The organism is Pseudomonas lurida (genome assembly GCF_013522705.1).
Taxonomy (GTDB): domain Bacteria; phylum Pseudomonadota; class Gammaproteobacteria; order Pseudomonadales; family Pseudomonadaceae; genus Aquipseudomonas; species Aquipseudomonas quebecensis.
Map to the genome: position 1 here is coordinate 14,390 of NZ_JAAMRE010000032.1, position 22,013 is coordinate 36,402.

Annotated in this window: 26 protein-coding genes and 1 tRNA gene; 19 read left to right on the forward strand and 8 right to left on the reverse strand. The window is 58.0% G+C overall.

The annotated features are described in order from the left end of the window. Positions 1 to 68: 68 nt before the first annotated feature. Positions 69 to 263, reverse strand: coding sequence for a carbon storage regulator CsrA (gene csrA, locus G7025_RS22265; protein ID WP_003192511.1), 195 nt, complete (start codon positions 261 to 263; stop codon positions 69 to 71). Positions 264 to 510: 247 nt separating this feature from the next. On the opposite strand from csrA, the gene G7025_RS22270 reads away from it, so the two are divergent. Beyond that, positions 511 to 891, forward strand: a complete 381-nt coding sequence (locus tag G7025_RS22270) for an SPOR domain-containing protein (RefSeq protein ID WP_181081236.1) — start codon at positions 511 to 513, stop codon at positions 889 to 891. 31 nt (positions 892 to 922) lie between these two features. Here G7025_RS22270 and G7025_RS22275 read toward each other — a convergent pair whose 3' ends face one another. The 3 genes from G7025_RS22275 to G7025_RS22285 all read right to left on the reverse strand — a co-directional run bounded on the left by G7025_RS22275 (position 923) and on the right by G7025_RS22285 (position 3,120). Continuing rightward, entirely contained in the window at positions 923 to 1,612 is a 690-nt protein-coding gene (locus G7025_RS22275; RefSeq protein WP_181081237.1) for an endonuclease, read from the reverse strand. Between the two features lie 4 nt (positions 1,613 to 1,616). Further along, a complete protein-coding gene (locus tag G7025_RS22280; RefSeq protein ID WP_181081238.1) occupies positions 1,617 to 1,865 on the reverse strand; it encodes a DUF1654 domain-containing protein in 249 nt (82 codons plus the stop codon). 166 nt (positions 1,866 to 2,031) lie between these two features. Beyond that, positions 2,032 to 3,120, reverse strand: coding sequence for an asparaginase (locus G7025_RS22285; protein WP_181081239.1), 1,089 nt, complete (start codon positions 3,118 to 3,120; stop codon positions 2,032 to 2,034). 549 nt (positions 3,121 to 3,669) lie between these two features. On the opposite strand from G7025_RS22285, the gene G7025_RS22290 reads away from it, so the two are divergent. From G7025_RS22290 to G7025_RS22320, 7 genes are read left to right on the forward strand one after another with little or no spacing between them, the layout of a single operon-like run. Continuing rightward, positions 3,670 to 4,629: a sugar ABC transporter substrate-binding protein gene (locus G7025_RS22290; RefSeq protein ID WP_181081240.1), complete on the forward strand. Its 960-nt coding sequence runs from the start codon at positions 3,670 to 3,672 to the stop codon at positions 4,627 to 4,629. 58 nt (positions 4,630 to 4,687) lie between these two features. Next, the gene (locus G7025_RS22295; RefSeq protein ID WP_181081241.1) at positions 4,688 to 6,241 is read left to right on the forward strand and encodes a sugar ABC transporter ATP-binding protein; all 1,554 of its coding nucleotides are present in this window, start codon (positions 4,688 to 4,690) and stop codon (positions 6,239 to 6,241) included. Further along, positions 6,238 to 7,215, forward strand: coding sequence for an ABC transporter permease (locus tag G7025_RS22300; RefSeq protein ID WP_181081242.1), 978 nt, complete (start codon positions 6,238 to 6,240; stop codon positions 7,213 to 7,215). Before G7025_RS22295 ends, G7025_RS22300 begins: the two co-directional genes overlap by 4 nt. A 3-nt stretch (positions 7,216 to 7,218) precedes the next feature. After that, on the forward strand, positions 7,219 to 8,241 hold the full coding sequence (locus tag G7025_RS22305; RefSeq protein WP_181081243.1) for a LacI family DNA-binding transcriptional regulator: 1,023 nt from the start codon (positions 7,219 to 7,221) through the stop codon (positions 8,239 to 8,241). Between the two features lie 23 nt (positions 8,242 to 8,264). Then, entirely contained in the window at positions 8,265 to 9,182 is a 918-nt protein-coding gene (gene rbsK, locus G7025_RS22310) for a ribokinase (protein ID WP_181081244.1), read from the forward strand. Continuing rightward, positions 9,179 to 9,583 carry a D-ribose pyranase gene (rbsD, locus tag G7025_RS22315; RefSeq protein WP_181081245.1) on the forward strand — a complete coding sequence of 135 codons (405 nt, stop codon included), beginning with the start codon at positions 9,179 to 9,181 and terminating at the stop codon, positions 9,581 to 9,583. The genes rbsK and rbsD overlap by 4 nt, the downstream gene beginning before the upstream one ends. Positions 9,584 to 9,606: 23 nt before the next feature. Then, positions 9,607 to 10,635 (forward strand): nucleoside hydrolase, encoded by a 1,029-nt coding sequence (locus tag G7025_RS22320; RefSeq protein ID WP_181081246.1) that lies wholly within the window; start codon positions 9,607 to 9,609, stop codon positions 10,633 to 10,635. A 32-nt stretch (positions 10,636 to 10,667) separates the two neighbouring features. On the opposite strand, the gene G7025_RS22325 is transcribed toward G7025_RS22320, so the two are convergent. Then, positions 10,668 to 10,880 (reverse strand): hypothetical protein, encoded by a 213-nt coding sequence (locus tag G7025_RS22325; RefSeq protein WP_181081247.1) that lies wholly within the window; start codon positions 10,878 to 10,880, stop codon positions 10,668 to 10,670. 170 nt (positions 10,881 to 11,050) lie between these two features. Between G7025_RS22325 and G7025_RS22330 the strand changes: the two genes are divergently transcribed. Then, on the forward strand, positions 11,051 to 11,359 hold the full coding sequence (locus G7025_RS22330; RefSeq protein WP_181081248.1) for a hypothetical protein: 309 nt from the start codon (positions 11,051 to 11,053) through the stop codon (positions 11,357 to 11,359). A 144-nt stretch (positions 11,360 to 11,503) separates the two neighbouring features. Beyond that, positions 11,504 to 11,821: an I78 family peptidase inhibitor gene (locus tag G7025_RS22335; RefSeq protein ID WP_181081249.1), complete on the forward strand. Its 318-nt coding sequence runs from the start codon at positions 11,504 to 11,506 to the stop codon at positions 11,819 to 11,821. Between the two features lie 72 nt (positions 11,822 to 11,893). Here G7025_RS22335 and G7025_RS22340 read toward each other — a convergent pair whose 3' ends face one another. Next, entirely contained in the window at positions 11,894 to 12,106 is a 213-nt protein-coding gene (locus G7025_RS22340) for a cold-shock protein (RefSeq protein WP_003234260.1), read from the reverse strand. Positions 12,107 to 12,395: 289 nt separating this feature from the next. Further along, complete coding sequence (locus G7025_RS22345; protein WP_181081250.1) at positions 12,396 to 12,710, reverse strand: hypothetical protein; 315 nt, start codon at positions 12,708 to 12,710, stop codon at positions 12,396 to 12,398. A gap of 365 nt (positions 12,711 to 13,075) precedes the next feature. Here G7025_RS22345 and thrS point away from each other — a divergent pair, with 365 nt between their 5' ends. The 9 genes from thrS (at position 13,076) to G7025_RS22390 (ending at position 20,532) form a co-directional block, all read left to right on the forward strand. After that, positions 13,076 to 14,998, forward strand: a complete 1,923-nt coding sequence (gene thrS / locus G7025_RS22350) for a threonine--tRNA ligase (RefSeq protein ID WP_003192490.1) — start codon at positions 13,076 to 13,078, stop codon at positions 14,996 to 14,998. Then, the gene (gene infC, locus G7025_RS22355; RefSeq protein ID WP_169850653.1) at positions 14,998 to 15,549 is read left to right on the forward strand and encodes a translation initiation factor IF-3; all 552 of its coding nucleotides are present in this window, start codon (positions 14,998 to 15,000) and stop codon (positions 15,547 to 15,549) included. The genes thrS and infC overlap by 1 nt, the downstream gene beginning before the upstream one ends. 60 nt (positions 15,550 to 15,609) lie before the next feature. Next, positions 15,610 to 15,804, forward strand: coding sequence for a 50S ribosomal protein L35 (rpmI, locus tag G7025_RS22360; RefSeq protein WP_002553160.1), 195 nt, complete (start codon positions 15,610 to 15,612; stop codon positions 15,802 to 15,804). Between the two features lie 30 nt (positions 15,805 to 15,834). Continuing rightward, a complete protein-coding gene (gene rplT, locus G7025_RS22365) occupies positions 15,835 to 16,191 on the forward strand; it encodes a 50S ribosomal protein L20 (RefSeq protein ID WP_002553161.1) in 357 nt (118 codons plus the stop codon). A gap of 109 nt (positions 16,192 to 16,300) precedes the next feature. Further along, complete coding sequence (pheS, locus tag G7025_RS22370; protein WP_181081251.1) at positions 16,301 to 17,317, forward strand: phenylalanine--tRNA ligase subunit alpha; 1,017 nt, start codon at positions 16,301 to 16,303, stop codon at positions 17,315 to 17,317. A 26-nt stretch (positions 17,318 to 17,343) separates the two neighbouring features. Then, a complete protein-coding gene (gene pheT, locus G7025_RS22375; protein WP_181081252.1) occupies positions 17,344 to 19,722 on the forward strand; it encodes a phenylalanine--tRNA ligase subunit beta in 2,379 nt (792 codons plus the stop codon). Positions 19,723 to 19,725: 3 nt separating this feature from the next. Then, positions 19,726 to 20,028: an integration host factor subunit alpha gene (gene ihfA / locus G7025_RS22380; RefSeq protein ID WP_002553164.1), complete on the forward strand. Its 303-nt coding sequence runs from the start codon at positions 19,726 to 19,728 to the stop codon at positions 20,026 to 20,028. After that, positions 20,009 to 20,365: a MerR family transcriptional regulator gene (locus G7025_RS22385; protein ID WP_003174972.1), complete on the forward strand. Its 357-nt coding sequence runs from the start codon at positions 20,009 to 20,011 to the stop codon at positions 20,363 to 20,365. Before ihfA ends, G7025_RS22385 begins: the two co-directional genes overlap by 20 nt. A 90-nt stretch (positions 20,366 to 20,455) precedes the next feature. Further along, positions 20,456 to 20,532: transfer RNA gene (locus G7025_RS22390), tRNA-Pro, on the forward strand. A 68-nt stretch (positions 20,533 to 20,600) separates the two neighbouring features. Here G7025_RS22390 and G7025_RS22395 read toward each other — a convergent pair. Continuing rightward, entirely contained in the window at positions 20,601 to 21,797 is a 1,197-nt protein-coding gene (locus tag G7025_RS22395) for a tyrosine-type recombinase/integrase (RefSeq protein ID WP_181081253.1), read from the reverse strand. Positions 21,798 to 22,013 lie beyond the last annotated feature (216 nt).

Sequence of the window (22,013 nt, forward strand, 5' to 3'; positions counted from 1 at the left end):
CGCGGGCCGTGCAGAGAGGTTTTCGCCAGCCTTCACCGTGAATGAATGGGCTGGCTACTGAGGGCGTTTCAAGGCGTCTGGTTTTTGTCCGGGGCAGTCAGGCCGGCCTGGATACGTTGGTAGATCTCCTCGCGATGCACGGCGACGTCTTTAGGTGCGTTGATGCCGATTCGTACTTGCTGGCCGCTCACGCCCAGAATGGTGATCGTGATGTCATCACCGATGTTTATGCTTTCACCGACTTTGCGGGTGAGTATAAGCATGGACTTCTCCTTGATTACTTTTAAGGACACATGTTTCAGACAGGGCAGGTGTCGGATGTTTGTAGCTTAATGCTAAGCGCTTCCCTGTGACTGCCTCTTTAGGACGCATAGAGGCACTATTAATTCCCATGACGGCATCATACAGGTCTGCGATACATCATTCGCATTGTTTAACCTGACGTTTATGACGGCCAGAATAGACAGTGAATGATAAAGTCGCCTCTTTAATCCTTAAAGGAGCAGGGCAGTGCGTAAAGTAGCGATGGCAATGGCGGTGTTGGCGCTGGCCGGTTGTGGCGAAGGCAAACCCGTCGATGCCCCCAAGGCCAAGCCCGCCGTGACCGAAAGCCAGCCGCAGGCCGGTACGATTGCTGCTCAGGAGTGGGATGTGCGGGTAGGCCCGCCGGACCATAAGCTGCAGGCGATCACCGACCTTACCGCCTGGTTGCTGGAACATGGTTTCAATTTTTATATCGTGAAAGCGGACGGCAAGGACGAGGTATTCCTCGGGCCTTTCGCGACCAGGGCCGAGGCCGAAGCCAAGCAGGCGCTGCTCACCGAAAAGCTCGCGCGGGCCAAGAAGAACGACACCGAGTCCCAAGTGGTGGAGCACAAGGCCGCCCAGTAACCGGTTGATCGGGCGGGATTCCCGCCCCTGTTCAGCCGCAGGCCTTGAGGTTCACCGGGCCGACAAATTCATTGCCGCGCCCCATCACGCACGCCACGGTCTGGTTCCGCTGGCGTTCCCAGGCTTGTACCGGGTAGGTCTTGTTCCAGGCTTCATAGAGCTGGCGATCCTGTTTTGACAGGCGCAAGCCATACTGTTTGCTCATGTAGAAATAGGTGCGTGCGATCATTCCGCGTATCGAAGGGCGCGGCATGACTTTCCTGGCCTTGAAGTCCACCTGGGTCAGGCATGAGCCGTACTGCCCGCGTTGCACCGGCAGCCAACCGAAACTGAAGTTGTTCCGGTCACCATTGACCTCGCCGATGCTGGGCACCAGATTGTGCAGATCCGCTTCGGCGCGCTTGAACACCTCGTCATGGCGCGTGCAGTTCTTGCGCCCGCCGTTCTGCCAACATTGGCGCTGATGCCCGATCTGCCAGGCCGGCACGATGTGTTCCCACTCAATACGCGCGGCCCGACCGGCATTCTTGCGCGGGGTGTAGCCGCAGGCTTTAAGGTCCACGCGGTTGCCGGTGTACTTGCAGCCGCAGTAAAACTCGGTGGATTGGGGGGCGTAGAGCTTCCAGGCGATCTTCTTGGCTTCGCTGAAGGTACGTGGCGCTTGAGCCTGGACAGTGGCGGTAAGCAACAGGCAGCACAGGGCAATGAAACGGACGCGCATTGAATCAATCTTCCTTCGGTACAACCCAGAAAATCTGCACGCCGCCGTCGTCGCGGTAGGCGAGGGTGACGTTATCGTTCTCCGCGATTTCTTCCAGCAAGCGCTGCCATTCGTCCTCGGGTTCGTCCGCCAGGCGGAAGATCAAGGCGGCTTTGGCTTTCTGGGCCTGGGTGGAGTTGATGATCTTTTGCACGCGAACGGCCAGCCGTTCGTAGGCGTCAGGTAGGGTTGGCACGGCGGATGATTTAGCCACGGAGTATTCCTTAATAAGCTGTACGTGCATACAGTATTTAACTGTAGGCAATTTCGCAACTGCTTAAACTTCAAGAAACTCGTCTGACGGCAATTCGGGATATTTAATAGGGAAGCGGAGAAGGCACTGTAGGAGCGAGTTCGCTCCTACAGCAGGTGGTCAGGAATCAATATTCCCAGAACATCCGTTGCAGCTCTTTGCTGTCCTGGGTCTTGGTCAGGGCGACCATCGCCAGAATCCGCGCTTTCTGCGGGTTCAGATCAAGCGCAGCCACCCAGTCATATTTGTCATCAGGCTGTTCGGCATTACGCAGCACCATGCCGCCGGCGTTGACGTGGGATGAACGAATGATCTGCACGCCTTGCTTGCGCAGGTCCACCAGAGTCGGCACCACTTTGGAAGACACCGAGCCATTGCCGGTACCGGCATGGATGATGGCTTTGGCGCCCGCCTGGGCCAGGGCCTTGTAGGCGGTGTCGCTCACGTTGCCGTAGCCGTAGGCGATCTCAACGTCGGGCAGGCTCTTGATGGTTTTGATGTCGAACTCAGAGTCCATGGTGTGGCGCTTGGCCGGCAGGCGGAACCAGTAGGATTTACCTTCAACCACCATGCCCAATGGTCCCCATGGGCTTTTGAACGCTTCGGTCTTGATATTGATCATTTTGCTGACATCGCGACCCGATTGGATCTCGTCGTTCATGGTCACCAGTACGCCTTTGCCACGTGCCTCTTTGCTGCCGGCAACGGCCACGGCGTTGTACAGGTTGAGCATGCCGTCGGCCGACATGGCAGTGCCCGGGCGCATGGAGCCGACCACCACGATGGGCTTGTCGGTCTTTTCCACCAGGTTCAGGAAGTAGGCGGTTTCTTCCAGCGTGTCGGTGCCGTGGGTAATAACAATGCCATCCACGTCCTTACTGTCGGCCAGTTCGGCGACGCGGCGACCCAATTGCAGCAGGTTTTCGTTGGTGATGCTTTCGGACGCAATTTGCATCACTTGTTCGCCGCGCACATTGGCGATCTGGCTAAGCTCAGGAACACCGGCAATCAATTGCTCGATGCCGACCTTGGCCGCCTGGTACGTGGCGCTGTTGGCGGCGCTGGCGCCCGCGCCGGCGATGGTGCCGCCGGTGGCAAGGATCACTACGTTGGATAGCTTGGCCTTGGATTCAACATCCTTTGCCTGGGCGGCGGCAGGGAACAGCAGCAGGAGGGCCAAAGCGCCCGGAACAAAGTTCTTCAGTGCAGATTTCATTATTTTTCTCTCTGATGTTGATGAGTGCTGTAGCAGGTTCATCCAGAACACTCGGGCGATGCTGAATGCCGCGAGGTACTGCGTAGGAGCAGGATCTGTACCAGGCCGGCTGCGTGCCTGGTTTTTAAAATAACTTTATGATTAATAAGGCGTTATTTCGTTCTGCAAATGAACCGGCTTCTTCAGCTGTCCGGCTTTCCGAACAACGTGCTGCCCAGGCGTTCGGTTGTCCGAAAATCATGACGGAAACCTCCTTGATCACCCGTACACACCTGTCGTTTCAGATAACGGAGAATCAAGAAGGTTATTTAATGCTGTTGGCGCGGCCTGCGCCGATCACGTCCAACAGGGGGGTATGAAAGACATCGTTCACCCGTTGACAAATTTCCACAAGGTTCTCATAGTTTGGATAACGCAAACGTTTGCGAGATGTTTCACGCTACCCAAGGTTCGCCGTGACAGCTCGTATCAGCCGCCCGGGTGGGTAGCTGCCGAAGTCCTCTTCGGAGCAAGCGTTGCTCACAATAATCATAAGATCGGAGTGACCCCATGAAGCTGCCATTTGCTGGACGTCTTCTTGCTATCGCTGTGCTTGCTGCCGCATCCGCTGCTTTACCTCTCTCCTCTGCATTTGCCGATGACGCCGCCGCCAAACCGAAGGTCGGCCTGGTGATGAAGTCACTGGCCAACGAATTCTTCGTGACCATGCAGGAAGGCGCCAAGGACTATCAGAAAACCCACGCCGCCGATTTCGACATGATCACCAACGGGATCAAGAACGAGACCGATACGTCGGCGCAGATCGACATCGTCAATCAGATGATTCTTTCCAAGGTCAACGCCATCGTCATTGCACCTGCTGACTCCAAGGCGCTGGTCACGGTCCTGAAGAAAGCCTCCGACGCCGGGATCAAGGTCGTCAACATCGACAACCGCCTTGATCCGGATGTGCTGAAAGGCAAAAATCTCGACATCCCGTTCGTAGGTCCGGACAACCGCAAGGGCGCCAAACTGGTGGGCGACTACCTGGCCAAGCAACTGGCCGCTGGGGATAAGGTCGGGATCATCGAAGGGGTCCCGACCACCACCAATGCCCAGCAGCGCACCGCCGGTTTCAAGGACGCGATGGATGCTGCGGGCATGAAGATCGTTTCCACCCAGTCGGGTAACTGGGAGATCGACCAGGGCCAGAAAGTCGCATCTGCAATGCTGAGTGAATACCCTGACCTCAAGGCTCTGCTGGCCGGTAACGACAACATGGCCCTGGGCGCCGTCTCTGCCGTACGTGCGGCGGGCAAGGCGGGCAAGGTACTGGTAGTGGGTTACGACAATATCGAAGCCATCAAGCCGATGCTGCAGGACGGTCGCGTGCTGGCCACTGCCGACCAGGCGGCTGCCCAGCAAGCCGCGTTCGGTATCCAGAACGCCCTCAAGCTGGTCAAGGGTGAGAAAGTCGATGCCAAAGATGGCGTGATCGAAACCCCGGTCGAACTCGTCCTCAAGAAGTAATCCTGGCAGCACCCAAACAGCGTCCGCTCGCCCCGGGCGGACGCCTGGAGATTTTCCTATGTCATCTTCCGCCCCGAACGCTGTCCTCTCGGTCAGCGGTATCGGTAAGACCTATGCCCAGCCTGTGCTGGACGACATCACCCTGACGCTCAATCGTGGTGAAGTGTTGGCACTGACCGGTGAAAACGGTGCAGGCAAAAGTACCTTGTCGAAGATTATCGGCGGGCTGGTCACACCGACCACCGGGCACATGCAGTTCAACGGCCAGGATTACAGCCCGGCCAGCCGCACCCAAGCCGAGGCGCTGGGTGTGCGCATGGTCATGCAGGAGCTCAACCTGCTGCCGACCCTGACCGTAGCCGAAAACCTGTTTTTGCATAAGCTGCCCAGCCGCGGTGGCTGGATCAGCCGCAAGCAATTGCGCAAGGCGGCGATCGAGGCCATGGCCCAGGTCGGCCTGGATGCCATTGATCCGGACACCCTGGTCGGCAGCCTCGGCATCGGCCACCAGCAAATGGTCGAGATCGCGCGCAACCTGATCGGTGACTGCCATGTGCTGATCCTCGATGAGCCCACGGCCATGCTCACCGCCCGCGAAGTCGAGATGCTGTTTGAACAGATCACGCGTCTGCAGGCCCGTGGCGTGGCGATCATCTACATTTCGCACCGGTTGGAAGAATTGGCCCGGGTCGCCCAGCGGATCGCGGTATTGCGTGACGGCAAACTGGTGTGCGTCGAGCCGATGGCCAACTACAACAGCGAGCAACTGGTCACGTTGATGGTCGGTCGCGAGTTGGGCGAGCACATCGACCTGGGGCCCCGTACCATCGGCGGTCCGGCGCTGACGGTCAAAGGTCTGACCCGCTCGGACAAAGTCCGCGATGTGTCTTTTGAGGTACGTGCCGGTGAGATCTATGGCATTTCCGGCCTGATCGGCGCCGGGCGTACTGAATTGCTGCGCTTGATCTTCGGCGCCGACCAGGCCGACAGCGGCACTGTAGCCCTGGGCACGTCGGCCCAGGTGGTGAGCATTCGTTCACCGGTTGATGCGGTAGGCCATGGCATTGCGTTGATCACCGAGGACCGCAAGGGCGAAGGTCTGCTGCTGACCCAGTCCATCAGCGCGAACATTGCCCTGGGCAATATGCCGGAGATTTCCAAAGGTGGCGTGGTCAATGGCCGCGATGAAACCGCCCTGGCCAAGCGTCAGATCGATGCCATGCGCATCCGCAGTTCCAGCCCGGCGCAACTGGTGTCGCAATTGTCCGGCGGCAACCAGCAGAAGGTGGTGATCGGCCGCTGGCTGGAGCGCGACTGCTCGGTGATGCTGTTCGACGAGCCCACGCGCGGTATCGACGTTGGCGCCAAGTTCGACATCTACGCTTTGCTCGGCGAGTTGACCCGCCAGGGTAAGGCGCTCGTGGTGGTGTCCAGCGACCTGCGTGAACTCATGCTGATCTGCGATCGCATCGGCGTGCTGTCCGCCGGGCGCCTGATCGACACGTTTGAGCGCGACAGTTGGACCCAGGACGAATTGCTCGCCGCCGCCTTTGCCGGCTATCAGAAACGTGATGCGCTGCTCAACGATGCAGTGCTTAGGGATACCCCATGAAAACAACTATTTCTCCCGGTAAAACCGGCGGTAACTTCTATGGCCTGGGGACTTACCTGGGCCTGGCAGGAGCCTTGCTCGCGATGATTGCGCTGTTCTCGGTGCTGAGCGATCACTTCCTGTCCTACGACACGTTCAGTACGTTAGCCAACCAGATTCCGGACCTGATGGTGCTGGCGGTGGGCATGACCTTTATCCTGATCATCGGCGGTATCGACCTGTCGGTTGGCTCGGTGCTCGCATTGGCGGCGTCGGCGGTCAGTGTGGCGATCCTCAGCTGGGGCTGGAGCGTTTTGCCGGCCGCCGTGCTGGGCATGGGTTGCGCCGCATTGGCCGGCACGCTCACCGGTTCGATCACCGTGGCCTGGCGCATTCCGTCGTTTATCGTGTCCCTCGGTGTGTTGGAAATGGCCCGCGGCGTCGCGTACCAGATGACCGGTTCACGCACCGCCTACATCGGTGACTCGTTCGCCTGGCTGTCCAACCCGATTGCCTTTGGTATTTCACCGTCGTTCATCATCGCCTTGCTGGTGATCATTGCGGCGCAACTGGTTTTAACGCGCACGGTATTCGGTCGCTACCTGATCGGTATCGGCACCAACGAAGAAGCGGTGCGTCTGGCGGGGATCAATCCCAAGCCCTACAAAATATTGGTATTCAGCCTTATGGGCCTGCTGGCTGGCGTGGCCGCGCTGTTCCAGATTTCGCGCCTGGAAGCGGCGGACCCGAACGCCGGTTCCGGCCTGGAGCTGCAAGTAATCGCGGCGGTGGTGATCGGTGGCACCAGCCTGATGGGCGGGCGCGGTTCGGTGATCAGCACGTTCTTTGGCGTCTTGATCATCTCGGTCCTGGCTGCCGGCCTGGCGCAGATCGGCGCCACCGAGCCGACTAAACGCATCATCACCGGTGCCGTGATCGTGATCGCCGTGGTCCTCGATACCTACCGCAGCCAGCGCGCCAGTCGGCGAGGCTAAGCCATGGCAACGATCAAGGATGTGGCAGCACTTGCGGGTATTTCCTACACCACGGTGTCCCATGTGGTGAACAAGACGCGCCCGGTCAGCGAGCCGGTGCGTCTCAAGGTCGAAGCGGCGATCAAGCAGCTCGACTATGTGCCCAGTGCCGTCGCGCGTTCGCTCAAGGCCAAGACCACCGCTACCATCGGCCTGTTGGTGCCTAACAGCCTCAACCCGTACTTCGCGGAACTGGCCCGTGGCATCGAGGATTATTGCGAGCGTAACGGTTACTGCGTGATTCTCTGCAACTCCGACGACAACGCTGAAAAGCAACGCAACTATTTGCGGGTGTTGCTGGAAAAAAGAATCGACGGCTTGATCGTGACGTCCGTAGGCGGTGATGACAGTGGGCTTGCCGCAGGCTTGAGCGCGGTGCGCACGCCCATGGTGATTGTCGACAGGGCGTTGGATGGCATCGACGTCGATCTGGTGCGTATCGACCATGAGGAGGGCGCTTACCTGGCCACTCGCCATTTGCTTGAGCTGGGGCACCGCGACATTGCCTGTATCGGTGGCCCGGCGCATACCCGAGTGGCGCAGATGCGCCTGGCAGGGTATCAGCGGGCGCTGCACGAAGCGGGCGTGAAGGTGCCGGCCGCGCGCGTCCGCGACAGCGACTTCACCAGCACCGGCGGTTATGCTGCCGCGGTGCAACTGCTGGCGGATAAGCCGCCCAGCGCAATTTTCGCCAGCAATGACATGATCGGTTTCGGCGTGCTGCGCGCGGCGGCGGAACGCAATATCCGCGTGCCCGGGGAGCTGTCGGTGATCGGTTTCGATGACATTCAAATGGGCCGTTACGTTTACCCGGCGCTGACCACGGTGGGGCAGTCCATCGTGCAATTGGGCGAGACGGCCGCCGAGCTTTTACTGCGACGGATCGCAACCCCTCAACTGCCGATCGATCAACGTATCGTGACGCCGAGCATTGTGTTGCGCGAGTCGACGGCACCCGTCGCCGGTGTGTTTGCCCAATACCGCTGAACCGAATTGATGAGTATTGATGTATGCCCGCAAAAGTAGTGGTAATAGGCAGCTTGAACATGGACCTGGTCACCCGCGCCAGCCGTTTGCCGCGCGCCGGTGAAACGTTGATCGGCCAGACATTTTCCACCGTGCCCGGCGGTAAGGGCGCCAACCAGGCCGTGGCGGTGGCGCGCTTGGGAGGCGAGGTGGCGATGATCGGCTGCGTGGGCTCCGATGCCTACGGTAGCCAATTGCGCGATGCTTTGCTGGTCGAGGGTATCGATTGTCAGGCTGTGGCTGCCGTCACTGGCTCCAGCGGCGTGGCGTTGATCGTGGTGGATGACAGCAGCCAGAACGCGATCGTGATCGTGGCCGGCAGCAATGGCGCTCTGACGCCAGCCTCATTGCAAACGTTCGACGCGGTGCTGCAGGGGGCCGACGTGATCGTCTGCCAGCTTGAAGTGCCCATGGACACCGTAGGGTACGCCCTCAAGCGTGGCCGTGAACTGGGCAAGACCGTGATCCTCAATCCGGCCCCGGCCAGTGGCCCGTTGCCGGTCGAGTGGTACGCCTCGATCGACTATCTGGTTCCCAACGAAAGCGAAGCCAGTGCGCTGAGTGGCGTGACGGTCGATTCCCTCGACAGCGCCAAAGAAGCCGCGACTCGCCTGATCGAAGCCGGTGCCGGCAAAGTCATCGTTACCCTGGGTGCGCAAGGTGCGTTGTTTGCCGATGGCCAAGGGTTTGAGCACTTGGTGGCGCCCAAGGTCAAGGCGGTGGATACCACCGCAGCCGGCGACACCTTCGTGGGCGGTTTTGCAGCCGCGTTGTCCGCTGGCCAAAGCGAAGCCGAGGCCATCCGCTTTGGCCAGGTTGCAGCCGCGCTATCGGTTACCCGCGCTGGCGCACAACCTTCCATTCCAACGCTGCACGACGTACAAGGTTTTGTGCCCTCATGAAAAAGACTCCGCTGCTCAATATCGCGCTGTCGCGTGTGATCGCCTCCCTGGGCCATGGCGACATTCTGGTCATCGGCGATGCCGGTCTGCCGGTGCCGCCGGGTGTCGAGCTGATCGACCTGGCGTTGACCCAGGGTATTCCTGACTTCATCAGCACTTTGCGCATTGTGCTCAGTGAAATGCAGGTGGAGAGTCATGTGCTGGCCAACGAGATTCTGCTCAAACAGCCACCGGCGCTGGCGCAGCTCAATACCCTGGCTGACCAGGCCGCGCTCGGCGAGCGTCACCTGCTCAGCCATGATGAGTTCAAACAGCTGAGTCGCAAGGCGCGCGCCGTGGTGCGCACTGGCGAGTGTCAGCCTTACTGCAATATTGCGCTGGTGTCCGGCGTGACGTTCTAGTCTTTTCCAACAAGGAGTGTTCTATGCAACGTGGTCTACCCATCCTGAGAAATCTGTTCCGGAGTGTTCTGCTTTTGTCCGCACTCACTGCAGCAAGCGCCCAGGCGGCGGAGAAAATCGACCTGATCATCGACACCGATCCTGGCGCCGATGATGTGGTGGCATTGTTGTTCGCCATGGCCTCTCCGGAAGAACTGAGCATCCGCGCGCTCACCACCGTCGCTGGTAACGTGCGCCTGGACAAAACTTCCCGTAACGCAAGGCTGGCCCGCGAGTGGGCGGGGCGCGAGGATATCCCGGTATACGCCGGTGCGCCGGCGCCGCTGCTGCGCACGCCGATCTATGCCGAGAATATTCATGGCAAGGAAGGCATTTCCGGTGTGACCGTGCACGAGCCCAAGAAGGGGCTTGCTGAAGGTAATGCCGTCGATTACCTGATCAAGACTTTGCGTGCCGCCAAACCACACAGCATTACCATCGCCATGCTCGGCCCGCAGACCAACCTGGCGCTGGCCCTGACCCAGGATCCGGAAATCACCCAAGGTATCAAGGAAGTGGTGGTGATGGGCGGTGCGCACTTCAACGGTGGCAATATCACGCCGGTGGCTGAGTTCAACCTGTTCGCGGACCCCGTCGCAGCGGAAATCGTGCTCAAGAGCGGCGTCAAGCTGACCTACCTGCCGCTGGACGTGACCCACAAAGTGCTCACCAGTGAGGCGCGCTTGAAGAAAATCGCCGACCTCAAGAACAATGCGAGCAAGGTGGTCGGCGACATTCTCAATGAGTACGTCAAAGGCGACATGGAGCACTACGGCATTCCCGGTGGCCCTGTTCACGATGCCACCGTAGTTGCTTACCTGCTCAAGCCCTCGCTGTTCAGCGGTCGAGCGGTCAACGTGGTGGTAGACAGTCGTGAAGGCCCGACCTTCGGCCAGACTATCGTCGATTGGTACGACGGCCTGAAACAACCGAAAAACGCGTTCTGGGTTGAGAACGGCGATGCCCAGGGCTTTTTCGATCTGTTGACCGAACGTCTGGCGCGCCTTAAGTAAACCTGTGTCGGTCGGCGCTCGCCGGCCGGCTCTCAGTCTCGCTCGGGTTTTTCTGCGCCCCTGTGATCGGCCGGGTATTTTTCGAATACCTGGCCGATGAACGCTTGTGCGGCCTCAGTGCCCATTTCCTTGACCAACAGATCAATTCCGATAATCGCCAGCTCCTCAGGGCTGCCAGGGCTATAGGCGCTTTGGCCCTGAGGCCACTTGGCTTTGATGTCGGCTTGGAGCGTTACGGTGGTCATGAAAATCTCGCGAGGCTGAAAATACTGGGCAGGGCGCTGGAGCGCGGTTTCTGGCCACGCAGTTAATCATCTTGCAGGCTGTTTGGCACTGATACTTAGGCATGAGACGCTCAGGCGTTCGCTCGAACTGTGCGACACTCGCACCGTGTTTAACCATCGGGAACCACCGCGTGCAGATCGATTTGAATAACCCCGAGAGCCTCACACGGGATGCCGTGCGCCAATTGCTCGCCAGTGCCAGTGACGACGAACATGCCCAACTGCGGGTGACCAAGGCCGGCATAGCCTACATCTCATCCGGAAAGGTCGTGGGTGGGGTCGACATCGCAGGGTTGCTGTTTCGCTTGGAGACGTGGGCCAAAGGTTCCGGGTACGTCGGAAACGTGGCAGCCAGCGACGAAGTGTGGGTCACGCAGATTTTCAACGCGTTGAAGCAGAACTGGCCTACGCCGGCAGATGCCTACATCGATATCTACTGATTGCATTCATATCTGGTCACGATTGACCTGGCGAATGCCCCGCAAGAGTCAGGCAGACTTGCCCCTTGACGGTTTACGTCTTGAAACCAAATCGTAAGACCGCTGTCGCACGATCTCTGTCCATTTTTTATCATAGGAGGCTTCATGCCTTGGAAGCTCGCATCATTCGGTACTTTGTTGGCGGCACTCGCACTAGCGGGTTGCAGCACCTCGGGTACCTCTGAGCCGGCCAAAGATGCCGTGGCCGACGCCGGCCATAGCCGCTGTGAGGCGAAGGCCGCCGAATTTGCGATTGGCCAGAAAGCCTCTGCGCAACTGCTTGAGCAGGCACGCGCGCGATCCGGTGCGCAGAATGCGCGGATCCTCAAGCCCAACGATATGATCACCCTGGAATATCGCTCCGACCGCCTGAACCTGAATACCGATGACAACCTGGTGATCACTCGGGTTAATTGCGGCTGATCGTTATCGACCTTCGCAGCGCCCATAAAAAACCCCGTCACATGGACGGGGTTTTTTTAGCTCAGCGGAGAATTACTCGCCGCGAACCTGTGCAGCTTGCATACCCTTTTGGCCTTTCTCAGCCACGAAGGAAACGGTTTGGCCTTCTTTCAGGCTTTTGAAACCGTCGCTTTCGATAGCTTTGAAGTGTACGAACAGGTCGTCACCGCCACCTTGAGGAGTGATGAAGCCGAAGCCTTTTTCATCGTTGAACCATTTAACGGTGCCGGTTTGGCGATTAGACATGGTGTATCTCCAAGAAACATATATTTTCAGTAGTGCTGTGCTGCTCAGGCCAACTGGGCACACCGGGCTATCATAGTCGAAATGTTCGGCTTGGGAGCCCCCCCAAGGCATTGTTTGCTAATCAATAGCGTTGCGTTTAGCCCTTTGACTGGCTGAAAGCCCCGGTCTACGGGGCTTTGATGCAAAACATAAGGGTGTAAAAAAAGCCGTAAAAGCTGCGTATTTTGTGAGAAACGAGGCATTTCAGGCCGTTTTTTCAGGCAAATAGCCGTCTGATCGGGCGGCGATATTACTTTTTCTTCACGACTTTGCAGGACGAAATAGCCGCCACCGCTTTGTTTTTAAGCTCCGGGCTGGCGTTCTGGTTAGTCATGAGTTCTTTGATTTCTGCAGTACTCAATTCCGCGTTGATTTTGTCCGCGCCACATTCGCAATGGGCCTTGGCGGTCTTGGCGTCCACGTTCTGGCTGGCTGCGGCGCTGCAGTCGCTGACAAAGCTTTCACGGGCACCGGCTGGCCAGTTAGACGGGGCTGCGGCCTGAGCGCCGAAGGAAAGAACAGTCAGGGAGGCGGCGAGAGCGAGGGTCGAGGTAAAACGCATCATGGGATGCTCCTATGGGTCGAGGACGAACGGCGATTCTCAGTGGCTTTGAGGCGCCGCGTACAGCTCAAGTTCACTTTTGCAGCTATAAAGCCTGGAAATCTGCATTACCGGCGGCGGCGGCTCTGCGATGACCGTTCATCTGTGCTAGCATCGACGCCCTGGCTATTTCCCGGTGTGCCAAAGGCCGCCTTGCCACGTTACTTTTGTTCACTCCAGTCACTCTGGTTCGATGATCGGTTGGCCGAAAGGCTCCTGCCGCTGTAAGGCAGGCGTTCAGAAATGAACGGCCTGATATTGGATCTTGTACTGGCTCATCCCAACCCACGTGACCTTTGGTAGGGGTCACCACTAGGAGAGGAGGCGCCATGCCAACTATTACTCTTCCCGACGGCAGTCAGCGTTCATTCGATCATCCGGTTTCGGTAGCCGAAGTCGCCGCGTCGATTGGCGCAGGCCTGGCCAAGGCCACCGTGGCCGGCAAGGTCGACGGCAAACTGGTCGATGCCAGCGACCTGATCACCAGCGATGCCAGCCTGCAAATCATCACGCCCAAGGACCAAGAGGGGCTGGAGATCATTCGCCACTCCTGTGCGCACTTGATTGGCCATGCGGTCAAACAACTGTACCCGACTGCAAAAATGGTGATCGGCCCAGTCATTGAAGAAGGCTTTTATTACGATATCGCCTACGAGCGTCCTTTTACTCCGGATGACCTCGCGGCCATCGAACAGCGCATGCACGCCCTGATCGAAAAAGACTACGACGTGATCAAGAAGGTCACGCCGCGCGCCGAAGTGATCGATGTGTTCACCGCCCGCGGCGAAGATTACAAGCTGCGTCTGGTCGAAGACATGCCGGACGAGCAGGCCATGGGCCTGTACTACCACGAAGAATACGTGGACATGTGCCGTGGTCCGCACGTGCCGAACACGCGCTTCCTCAAGTCGTTCAAATTGACCAAGTTGTCCGGCGCCTATTGGCGCGGCGACGCCAAGAATGAGCAGCTGCAGCGTATCTACGGTACTGCCTGGGCTGACAAGAAGCAGCTGGCCGCTTATATCCAGCGTATCGAAGAAGCCGAAAAACGCGATCACCGCAAGATCGGCAAGCGCCTGAACCTGTTTCACCTCCAGGAAGAAGCGCCGGGCATGGTGTTCTGGCACCCGAATGGCTGGACTCTGTACCAGGTGCTTGAGCAATACATGCGCAAGGTTCAGCGCGAAAACGGCTACCTGGAGATCAAGACTCCGCAGGTCGTTGATCGCAGCCTGTGGGAGAAATCCGGGCACTGGGCCAACTACGCCGACAACATGTTCACCACGCAATCGGAAAACCGCGACTACGCCATCAAGCCGATGAATTGCCCGTGCCACGTGCAGGTGTTCAACCAAGGCCTGAAGAGCTACCGCGAGTTGCCGATGCGCCTGGCCGAGTTCGGTGCCTGCCACCGCAACGAGCCCTCGGGTGCGCTGCACGGCATTATGCGCGTGCGTGGCTTCACTCAGGACGACGCCCACATTTTCTGCACCGAAGAGCAGATGCAGGCTGAGTCGGCTGCGTTTATCAAGCTGACCATGGATGTCTATCGCGATTTCGGCTTTACCGAAGTCGAGATGAAGCTGTCCACTCGTCCGGAAAAGCGCGTCGGCTCCGACGAATTGTGGGATCGCGCCGAAGCTGCACTGGCCGCAGCGCTCGACAGCGCGGGTCTCGCGTACGATCTGCAGCCGGGCGAGGGCGCCTTCTACGGGCCCAAGATTGAATTTTCGCTGAAAGATTGCCTTGGCCGTGTCTGGCAATGTGGTACCTTGCAGCTCGATTTTAACCTGCCGATCCGTCTGGGAGCCGAATACGTCTCCGAAGACAACAGCCGTAAGCACCCGGTCATGCTGCACCGGGCGATCCTCGGTTCGTTCGAGCGGTTCGTCGGAATCCTGATCGAGCACTACGAGGGTGCATTCCCTGCGTGGCTGGCTCCAACCCAGGCAGTGATCATGAATATCACTGATAAACAGGCAGATTTTGCCGCTGAAGTTGAAAAAACTCTCAACGAAAGCGGATTTCGTGCCAAGTCCGACTTGAGAAATGAAAAGATCGGCTTTAAAATCCGCGAGCATACTTTGCTCAAGGTTCCCTATCTTTTGGTTATCGGAGATCGGGAAGTCGAGATGCAGACTGTCGCTGTGCGTACTCGTGAAGGTGCTGACCTGGGCTCGATGCCCGTCGCCCAGTTCGCTGAGTTCCTCGCGCAAGCGGTTTCCCGGCGTGGTCGCCCAGATTCGGAGTAATTATTATTAAGCGTGAAATGAGACAAGATAAACGAGCTGCACCGAAAGCCCCGATCAACGAGAATATCTCGGCACGCGAGGTTCGGTTAATTGGCGCTGACGGCGAGCAGATTGGCATCGTCTCGATTGATGAAGCGCTTCGTATCGCTGAAGAGTCCAAGTTGGACCTGGTGGAAATTTCCGCCGACGCAGTCCCGCCTGTTTGCCGGGTGATGGACTACGGCAAATCGATCTTCGAAAAGAAGAAGCAGATTGCTGCAGCGAAGAAGAACCAGAAGCAGATTCAAGTAAAAGAAATCAAGTTTCGTCCAGGGACGGAGGAAGGGGATTACCAGGTAAAACTGCGCAACCTGGTACGTTTCCTGAGTGATGGGGACAGGGCCAAGGTATCCTTGCGATTCCGCGGCCGTGAGATGGCCCACCAGGAGCTGGGGATGGAACTCCTCAAGCGGGTTGAAGCTGACCTGCTCGAGTACGGTTCGGTCGAACAGCATCCTAAGATGGAAGGACGCCAGCTGATCATGGTCATCGCCCCGAAAAAGAAGAAGTAATCAACAGGGCACGGCAGGCCTTCTGATTATGTTTATCAACTGAATGCGGAGTATCCGAACATGCCAAAGATGAAGACTAAAAGTGGTGCTGCTAAGCGGTTTCTGAAAACTGCTAACGGTATCAAGCACAAGCACGCTTTCAAGAGCCACATCCTGACCAAAATGTCGACCAAGCGTAAGCGTCAACTGCGCGGTAGCAGCTTGCTGCATCCGTCTGACGTGGCAAAAGTCGAGCGCATGCTGCGCCTTCGTTAATTTTTGGATCAAGAATAGAGGAAGTAACTCATGGCTCGTGTAAAGCGTGGCGTCATTGCCCGTAAACGTCACAAAAAAATTCTGAAACTTGCTAAAGGCTACTACGGCGCGCGTTCACGCGTATTCCGTGTTGCCAAGCAAGCGGTAATCAAGGCAGGCCAATACGCCTACCGTGACCGTCGTCAGAAAAAACGTCAGTTCCGCGCTCTGTGGATCGCTCGTATCAACGCTGGTGCTCGTGTTAACGGTCTGTCCTACAGCCGTTTCATCGCCGGTCTGAAAAAAGCGTCCATCGAGATCGACCGTAAGGTTCTGGCTGATCTGGCAGTGAACGAAAAAGCGGCGTTTGCTGCGATTGTCGAGAAAGCTAAAGCCACCTTGGCTTAAGTACCCCCGACAGTCACCTTGGGTTGCTCCTGCAGCCCAAGGTGTTAAACGTCATAAATAGGGGAAGAGCCTTCAAGCTCTTCCCCTATTTTGTATCTGGAGTCTGTACATGGAAAACCTGGACGCGCTCGTCGCTCAAGCTCTCGAGGCTGTGCAAAGCGCTGAAGATATCAATGCCCTGGAGCAAATCCGGGTTCACTACCTTGGCAAAAAGGGTGAATTGACTCAGGTGATGAAGACCCTGGGGAATTTGCCGGCGCAAGAACGTCCGCAAGTCGGTGCGCTGATTAACGTCGCCAAGGAGCGTGTCACAGAGGTTCTCAATGCGCGCAAGGCGTCGCTCGAGGAGGCCGATCTTGCGGCCAAGCTCGCCGCCGAGTCCATTGACGTTACCTTGCCTGGTCGTGGTCAGGCCTCGGGCGGTCTGCATCCGATTACCCGGACTCTGGAACGTATCGAACAGTTCTTCACCCATATCGGCTACGGCATTGCCGAAGGCCCCGAGGTCGAAGACGACTATCACAACTTCGAAGCGCTCAACATCCCAGGCCATCACCCGGCCCGGTCGATGCATGACACCTTCTATTTCAATGCCAACATGCTGCTGCGCACCCATACCTCGCCGGTACAGGTCCGCTCCATGGAAGCGAACAAGCCGCCGATCCGCATCGTCTGCCCAGGCCGTGTGTACCGCAGCGACTCCGATATCACCCACTCGCCGATGTTCCATCAGGTCGAAGGCCTGCTGGTAGATCGCGATATCAACTTCGCCGACCTTAAAGGCACCATCGAAGAATTCCTGCGGGTGTTCTTCGAGAAAGAACTGGCGGTGCGTTTCCGCCCATCGTTCTTCCCGTTCACCGAGCCTTCCGCTGAAGTCGACATGGAATGCGTGATGTGCAGCGGCAAAGGCTGTCGCGTATGCAAGCAGACCGGTTGGCTGGAAGTCATGGGCTGCGGCATGGTTCACCCGAATGTGTTGCGCATGTCCGGGATCGACCCGGAGGCGTTCTCGGGCTTTGCCTTCGGCATGGGCGTAGAGCGCCTGGCTATGCTGCGTTACGGCGTGAACGACTTGCGTCTGTTCTTCGACAACGACTTGCGGTTCCTCGCGCAATTTCGCTAGTCGTAACGAATCTTTAGGAGAGCAGGATGAAATTCAGTGAACAATGGCTGCGTGGCTGGGTAAGCCCGCAGGTAAGTCGCGACGAGCTGGTCGCTCGTCTGTCGATGGCCGGTCTTGAGGTCGATAGCGTTACGCCGGCCGCCGGTGTTTTCAGTGGCGTGGTAGTGGGTGAGGTGCTGAGCACCGAGCAACACCCCGATGCTGATAAGTTACGTGTATGCCAGGTCAGCAACGGCGCCGAAACGTTCCAGGTCGTGTGCGGAGCGCCCAACGTGCGCCCGGGCCTGAAGATTCCGTTTGCCATGATCGGCGCCCAGCTGCCGGGCGACTTCAAGATCAAGAAGGCCAAACTGCGTGGTGTTGAGTCCAACGGCATGCTGTGCTCCCAGGCTGAGCTGCAGGTAGGCGAGGGCAATGACGGCCTGATGGAGCTGCCGGCCGATGCGCCGGTGGGCCAGGACATCCGTGTCTATCTGGAGTTGGAAGACGCCAGCATCGAGGTCGACCTGACTCCCAACCGTGGTGACTGCCTGTCCCTGGCGGGGCTGGCGCGTGAAGTAGGCGCGTTGTACAACGCTCCAGTCACTCGCCCAGTGGTCGCCGCAGTGGCTGCGGTGCATGATGAAGTGCGGCCGATCGAAGTGCTGGCTCCAAACGCCTGCCCGCGTTACCTGGGCCGTGTGATCCGTAACGTCGACCTGTCCAGGCCTACCCCGCTGTGGATGGTTGAGCGCCTGCGTCGCGCGGACGTGCGCAGCATCGATGCTGCCGTCGACATCACCAACTATGTGATGTTGGAGCTGGGCCAACCGCTGCATGCGTTCGATCTCGCCGAAATCAACGGTGGCATTCGCGTACGCATGGCCGAAGAAGGCGAAAAGCTGGTACTGCTCGACGGCCAGGAAGTGGCCTTGCGCGCCGATACCCTGGTGATCGCCGACCATTCCCGCGCCCTGGCGATTGCCGGCGTGATGGGTGGCGAGCACAGCGGTGTGTCCGCGACCACCCGTGACGTGTTCCTTGAAAGCGCATTCTTCGACCAGATTGCCATCGCCGGCAAGGCCCGTTCCTATGGCCTGCATACCGATGCATCACACCGCTACGAACGTGGCGTGGACTGGAAGCTGGCCCGCGAGGCCATGGAGCGCGCCACTGGCCTGTTGCTGGAAATCACCGGTGGCGAAGCTGGTCCGATCACCGAAACCGTCAACGAGCAGTACCTGCCGTCCGTTGCGCCGATCACCCTGCGCGCCAAAAGTGTCGAGCAGATGCTTGGCCTGGTGATCGCACCGGCTGAAATCGAACAGCTGTTGTCTGCTCTCGGCCTGGGTATTTCTTCGAGTGGGGAAGGACAGTGGCACGTTGAAGTGCCAAGCCATCGCTTCGATATCAGCCTGGAAGTCGACTTGATTGAAGAGCTGGCGCGCTTGTACGGCTACAACCGCCTGCCGGTTCGTTATCCGCAAGCGCGCCTGGCACCGCAACCCAAGGCCGAAGCGCGTGCGCATCTGCCTGACCTGCGTCGCTTGTTGGTGGCTCGTGGTTATCAGGAGGCAGTGACCTACAGCTTCATCGATCCCAAGCAGTTCGAACTGTTCAACCCTGGCGTCGAGCCGCTGCTGCTGGCCAACCCTATTTCCAACGACATGGCGGCCATGCGCTCTTCGCTGTGGCCAGGCCTGGTGAAAGCGCTTTCCCATAACCTGAACCGTCAGCAAGACCGCGTGCGCATGTTCGAAAGCGGCCTGCGCTTCGTCGGCCAACTGGACGGCCTCAAGCAAGAGCCGATGTTGGCGGGTGTTGTATGCGGTAGTCGCTTGCCCGAAGGCTGGGCGCAAGGCCGCGACGCGGTAGATTTCTTCGACGTCAAGGCTGATGTGGAAGCGGTGTTGGGCTTCGCCGGTGCACTGGACGCTTTCACGTTTGTGCCGGGCAGCCACCCAGCGTTGCACCCTGGCCAGACCGCTCGCATCGAACGCGAAGGGCGCCTGGTGGGCTTCATCGGTGCTCTGCATCCTGAATTGTCGAAAACCCTCGGTCTCGACCGTCCGGTCTTTGTTTTCGAATTGGTATTGGCTGAAGTGGCTGCAGGCAAGATGCCCAAATTCAGCGAGTTGTCGCGCTTCCCTGAAGTGCGCCGTGACCTGGCGTTGATCGCCGATCGTGAAGTGCCCGCCACTGCCGTTATGGAGGTAATCCGTGAAAATGCAGGGGAATGGCTGACGGACCTCAGGCTATTTGACGTCTATCAGGGTAAAGGTATTGATCCGCATAGAAAAAGCCTTGCGGTCGGCTTGACCTGGCAGCATCCATCGCGCACTCTTAATGACGATGAGGTGAATGCCACGACACAAAATATCCTCACCTCGCTTGAACAAAGGTTAAACGCCACGTTAAGGAAGTGACGTATGGGGGCTTTGACGAAAGCTGAGATGGCGGAACGTCTGTACGAAGAGCTGGGTCTTAACAAGCGCGAGGCCAAGGAATTGGTCGAGCTGTTTTTTGAAGAGATCCGTCACGCTCTGGAAGACAACGAACAGGTCAAATTGTCCGGTTTCGGCAATTTTGACCTGCGGGACAAACGCCAGCGGCCTGGCCGCAATCCAAAAACGGGAGAAGAAATCCCGATCACGGCTCGCCGTGTGGTCACCTTTCGTCCAGGGCAGAAGTTGAAGGCCCGAGTTGAGGCTTATGCTGGAACCAAGTCATAACGACGAGCTACCCGTCATCCCAGGCAAGCGCTACTTCACCATCGGTGAAGTCAGCGAGTTATGTGCGGTCAAACCGCACGTGCTGCGCTATTGGGAGCAGGAGTTTCCTCAACTCAACCCCGTCAAACGCACCGGGAACCGTCGGTATTATCAGCGCCAGGATGTGCTGATGATCCGACAGATCCGTGCATTGCTGTACGACCAGGGATTCACTATCAGCGGTGCGCGCCAGCGCATGTCGGGTGATGAAGCCAAAGACGACACCACTCAGTACAAGCAATTGATCCGCCAGATGATCTCCGAGCTCGAAGATGTGCTGGTAGTTTTGAAGAAATAAATCCGGCTTTTAAAATACTTCCACATTTCAAAAGCTTGCGGTATATTCCTGATCGCTTCCTTGCGAAGCAAACCCAGTAACACGCCTAGTCGGGGCGTAGCGCAGTCCGGTAGCGCACTAGCATGGGGTGCTAGGGGTCGAGTGTTCGAATCACTCCGTCCCGACCATATTATTCAATGACTTAGCCCAACTTTAGCGAGTTGGGCTTTTTCATGCGTAGGGACTTTGCGGGGGATCATCCCGATTTCCTCCTTAAGATGGTCAGCGCTGGCCCGCGAGAGTCGGTTGCCGACACTTTGTTAGCAGCCTCAATCAGATGCTGCAGCTCCGGGGTAGAATAGTGGCTTGTGATGCTGCCGTTCTTATGTCCCAACAATGCCTTCCGATCTTCCTCTGTCACGCCAGCTGCACGTAGCCTTCTGCCAAAGGTGTGCTTCAAGTCGTGAACGCGGAAAGCCCTGAACCCTGGATGCGCCGGCGACTGGTTGGTTTGTTCCCATTTGTCCGCCGAACGCTTCCTGGCCTTTCTCCACGCCGAGTCATTCATTCTGTCCATGGTAGTGGCCCCATATTGATCTGGCTGTCCGTAGGGGAACACCAAGTCTTTGTGCAGGCCGCGCTGCTTGTCGATGATGTTCATCGCCACCCTGTTCAGAGTCACCAGGCGTTCATCGCCGTTCTTCACCCCAGCTTTATCACTTCGTCCGCCGAATCCGGCAGGTATCAGAAACACGCTGGTGTTCAGATCAGGCACCCGTATCTCCCATTCCCATCGCAACTTGCACACTTCCTGCTCCCGGCACCCCGTGTTCACCTTGTAGAGGGCCATCCTCAACAGATGATCTGGCAGTTCTGGAAACAGAATCGCCTGCTCTTCCCACGACATCGGGTAGGGCTTCCTGGCCGACCTCTTTTCCTCAAGCATCGATATCATCGGCACGCTTTCCAGCCACGGCCGTTTTTCAGCATCGCGCCACTTGCGGTGGCACAGGTTCAAGATCCTAACAACACGTTGCAGCGCTATAGTGACCGTCCTGTTCGATACGCCTGGATTGACCTTCCCTTTGTCCGTCTTGCCTGGCCGCTGCCTGTCACGGATGAATGGGGCCAAGGTCCCGTCATCGATGTGTGTGATCGGCAGATCACCGATATACGGGTCAAGCTGTTCGATGTGGGATGCGGAAAGGCCGATCGATGCGTGGTCTTTGAACTCAACCAGGAATCGGGTAGCAGCCTCACGCCAAGTTCGCACCTGGCGCACGCCGTATATCTTTTCCTGTCGTAGCTTTTCCAGCCGATGAATCAGGTACTGCTCGGCTTCTTCCCTTTCGCTTGCTCCAGTGCTTTCCTGAAGTCGGCTACCTCGGACGACTTTGTCGATGTGCCAAATCCCGCTCCTCTGGTAGAGGCCCGACATTGTTTTTCGCGCCATTGTTTTGCTCCTTGGCGCCCACTGCGGGGCAGATTGTTGTCCTCATTGGCCTGCTTTTCAATTGCCATGGACTCAGCCCAGGAATCTGCCCACTGATCCAACTCGAGCCGGTCGAAGCCAACGCCCTGTTTCCCAATGGGGAATTCGCGGACGTTAGGTCGAACGGTCTTGTTAAATTCTTCCCGGCACATGCCCAGGTACGCGGGGGCAGTTGAC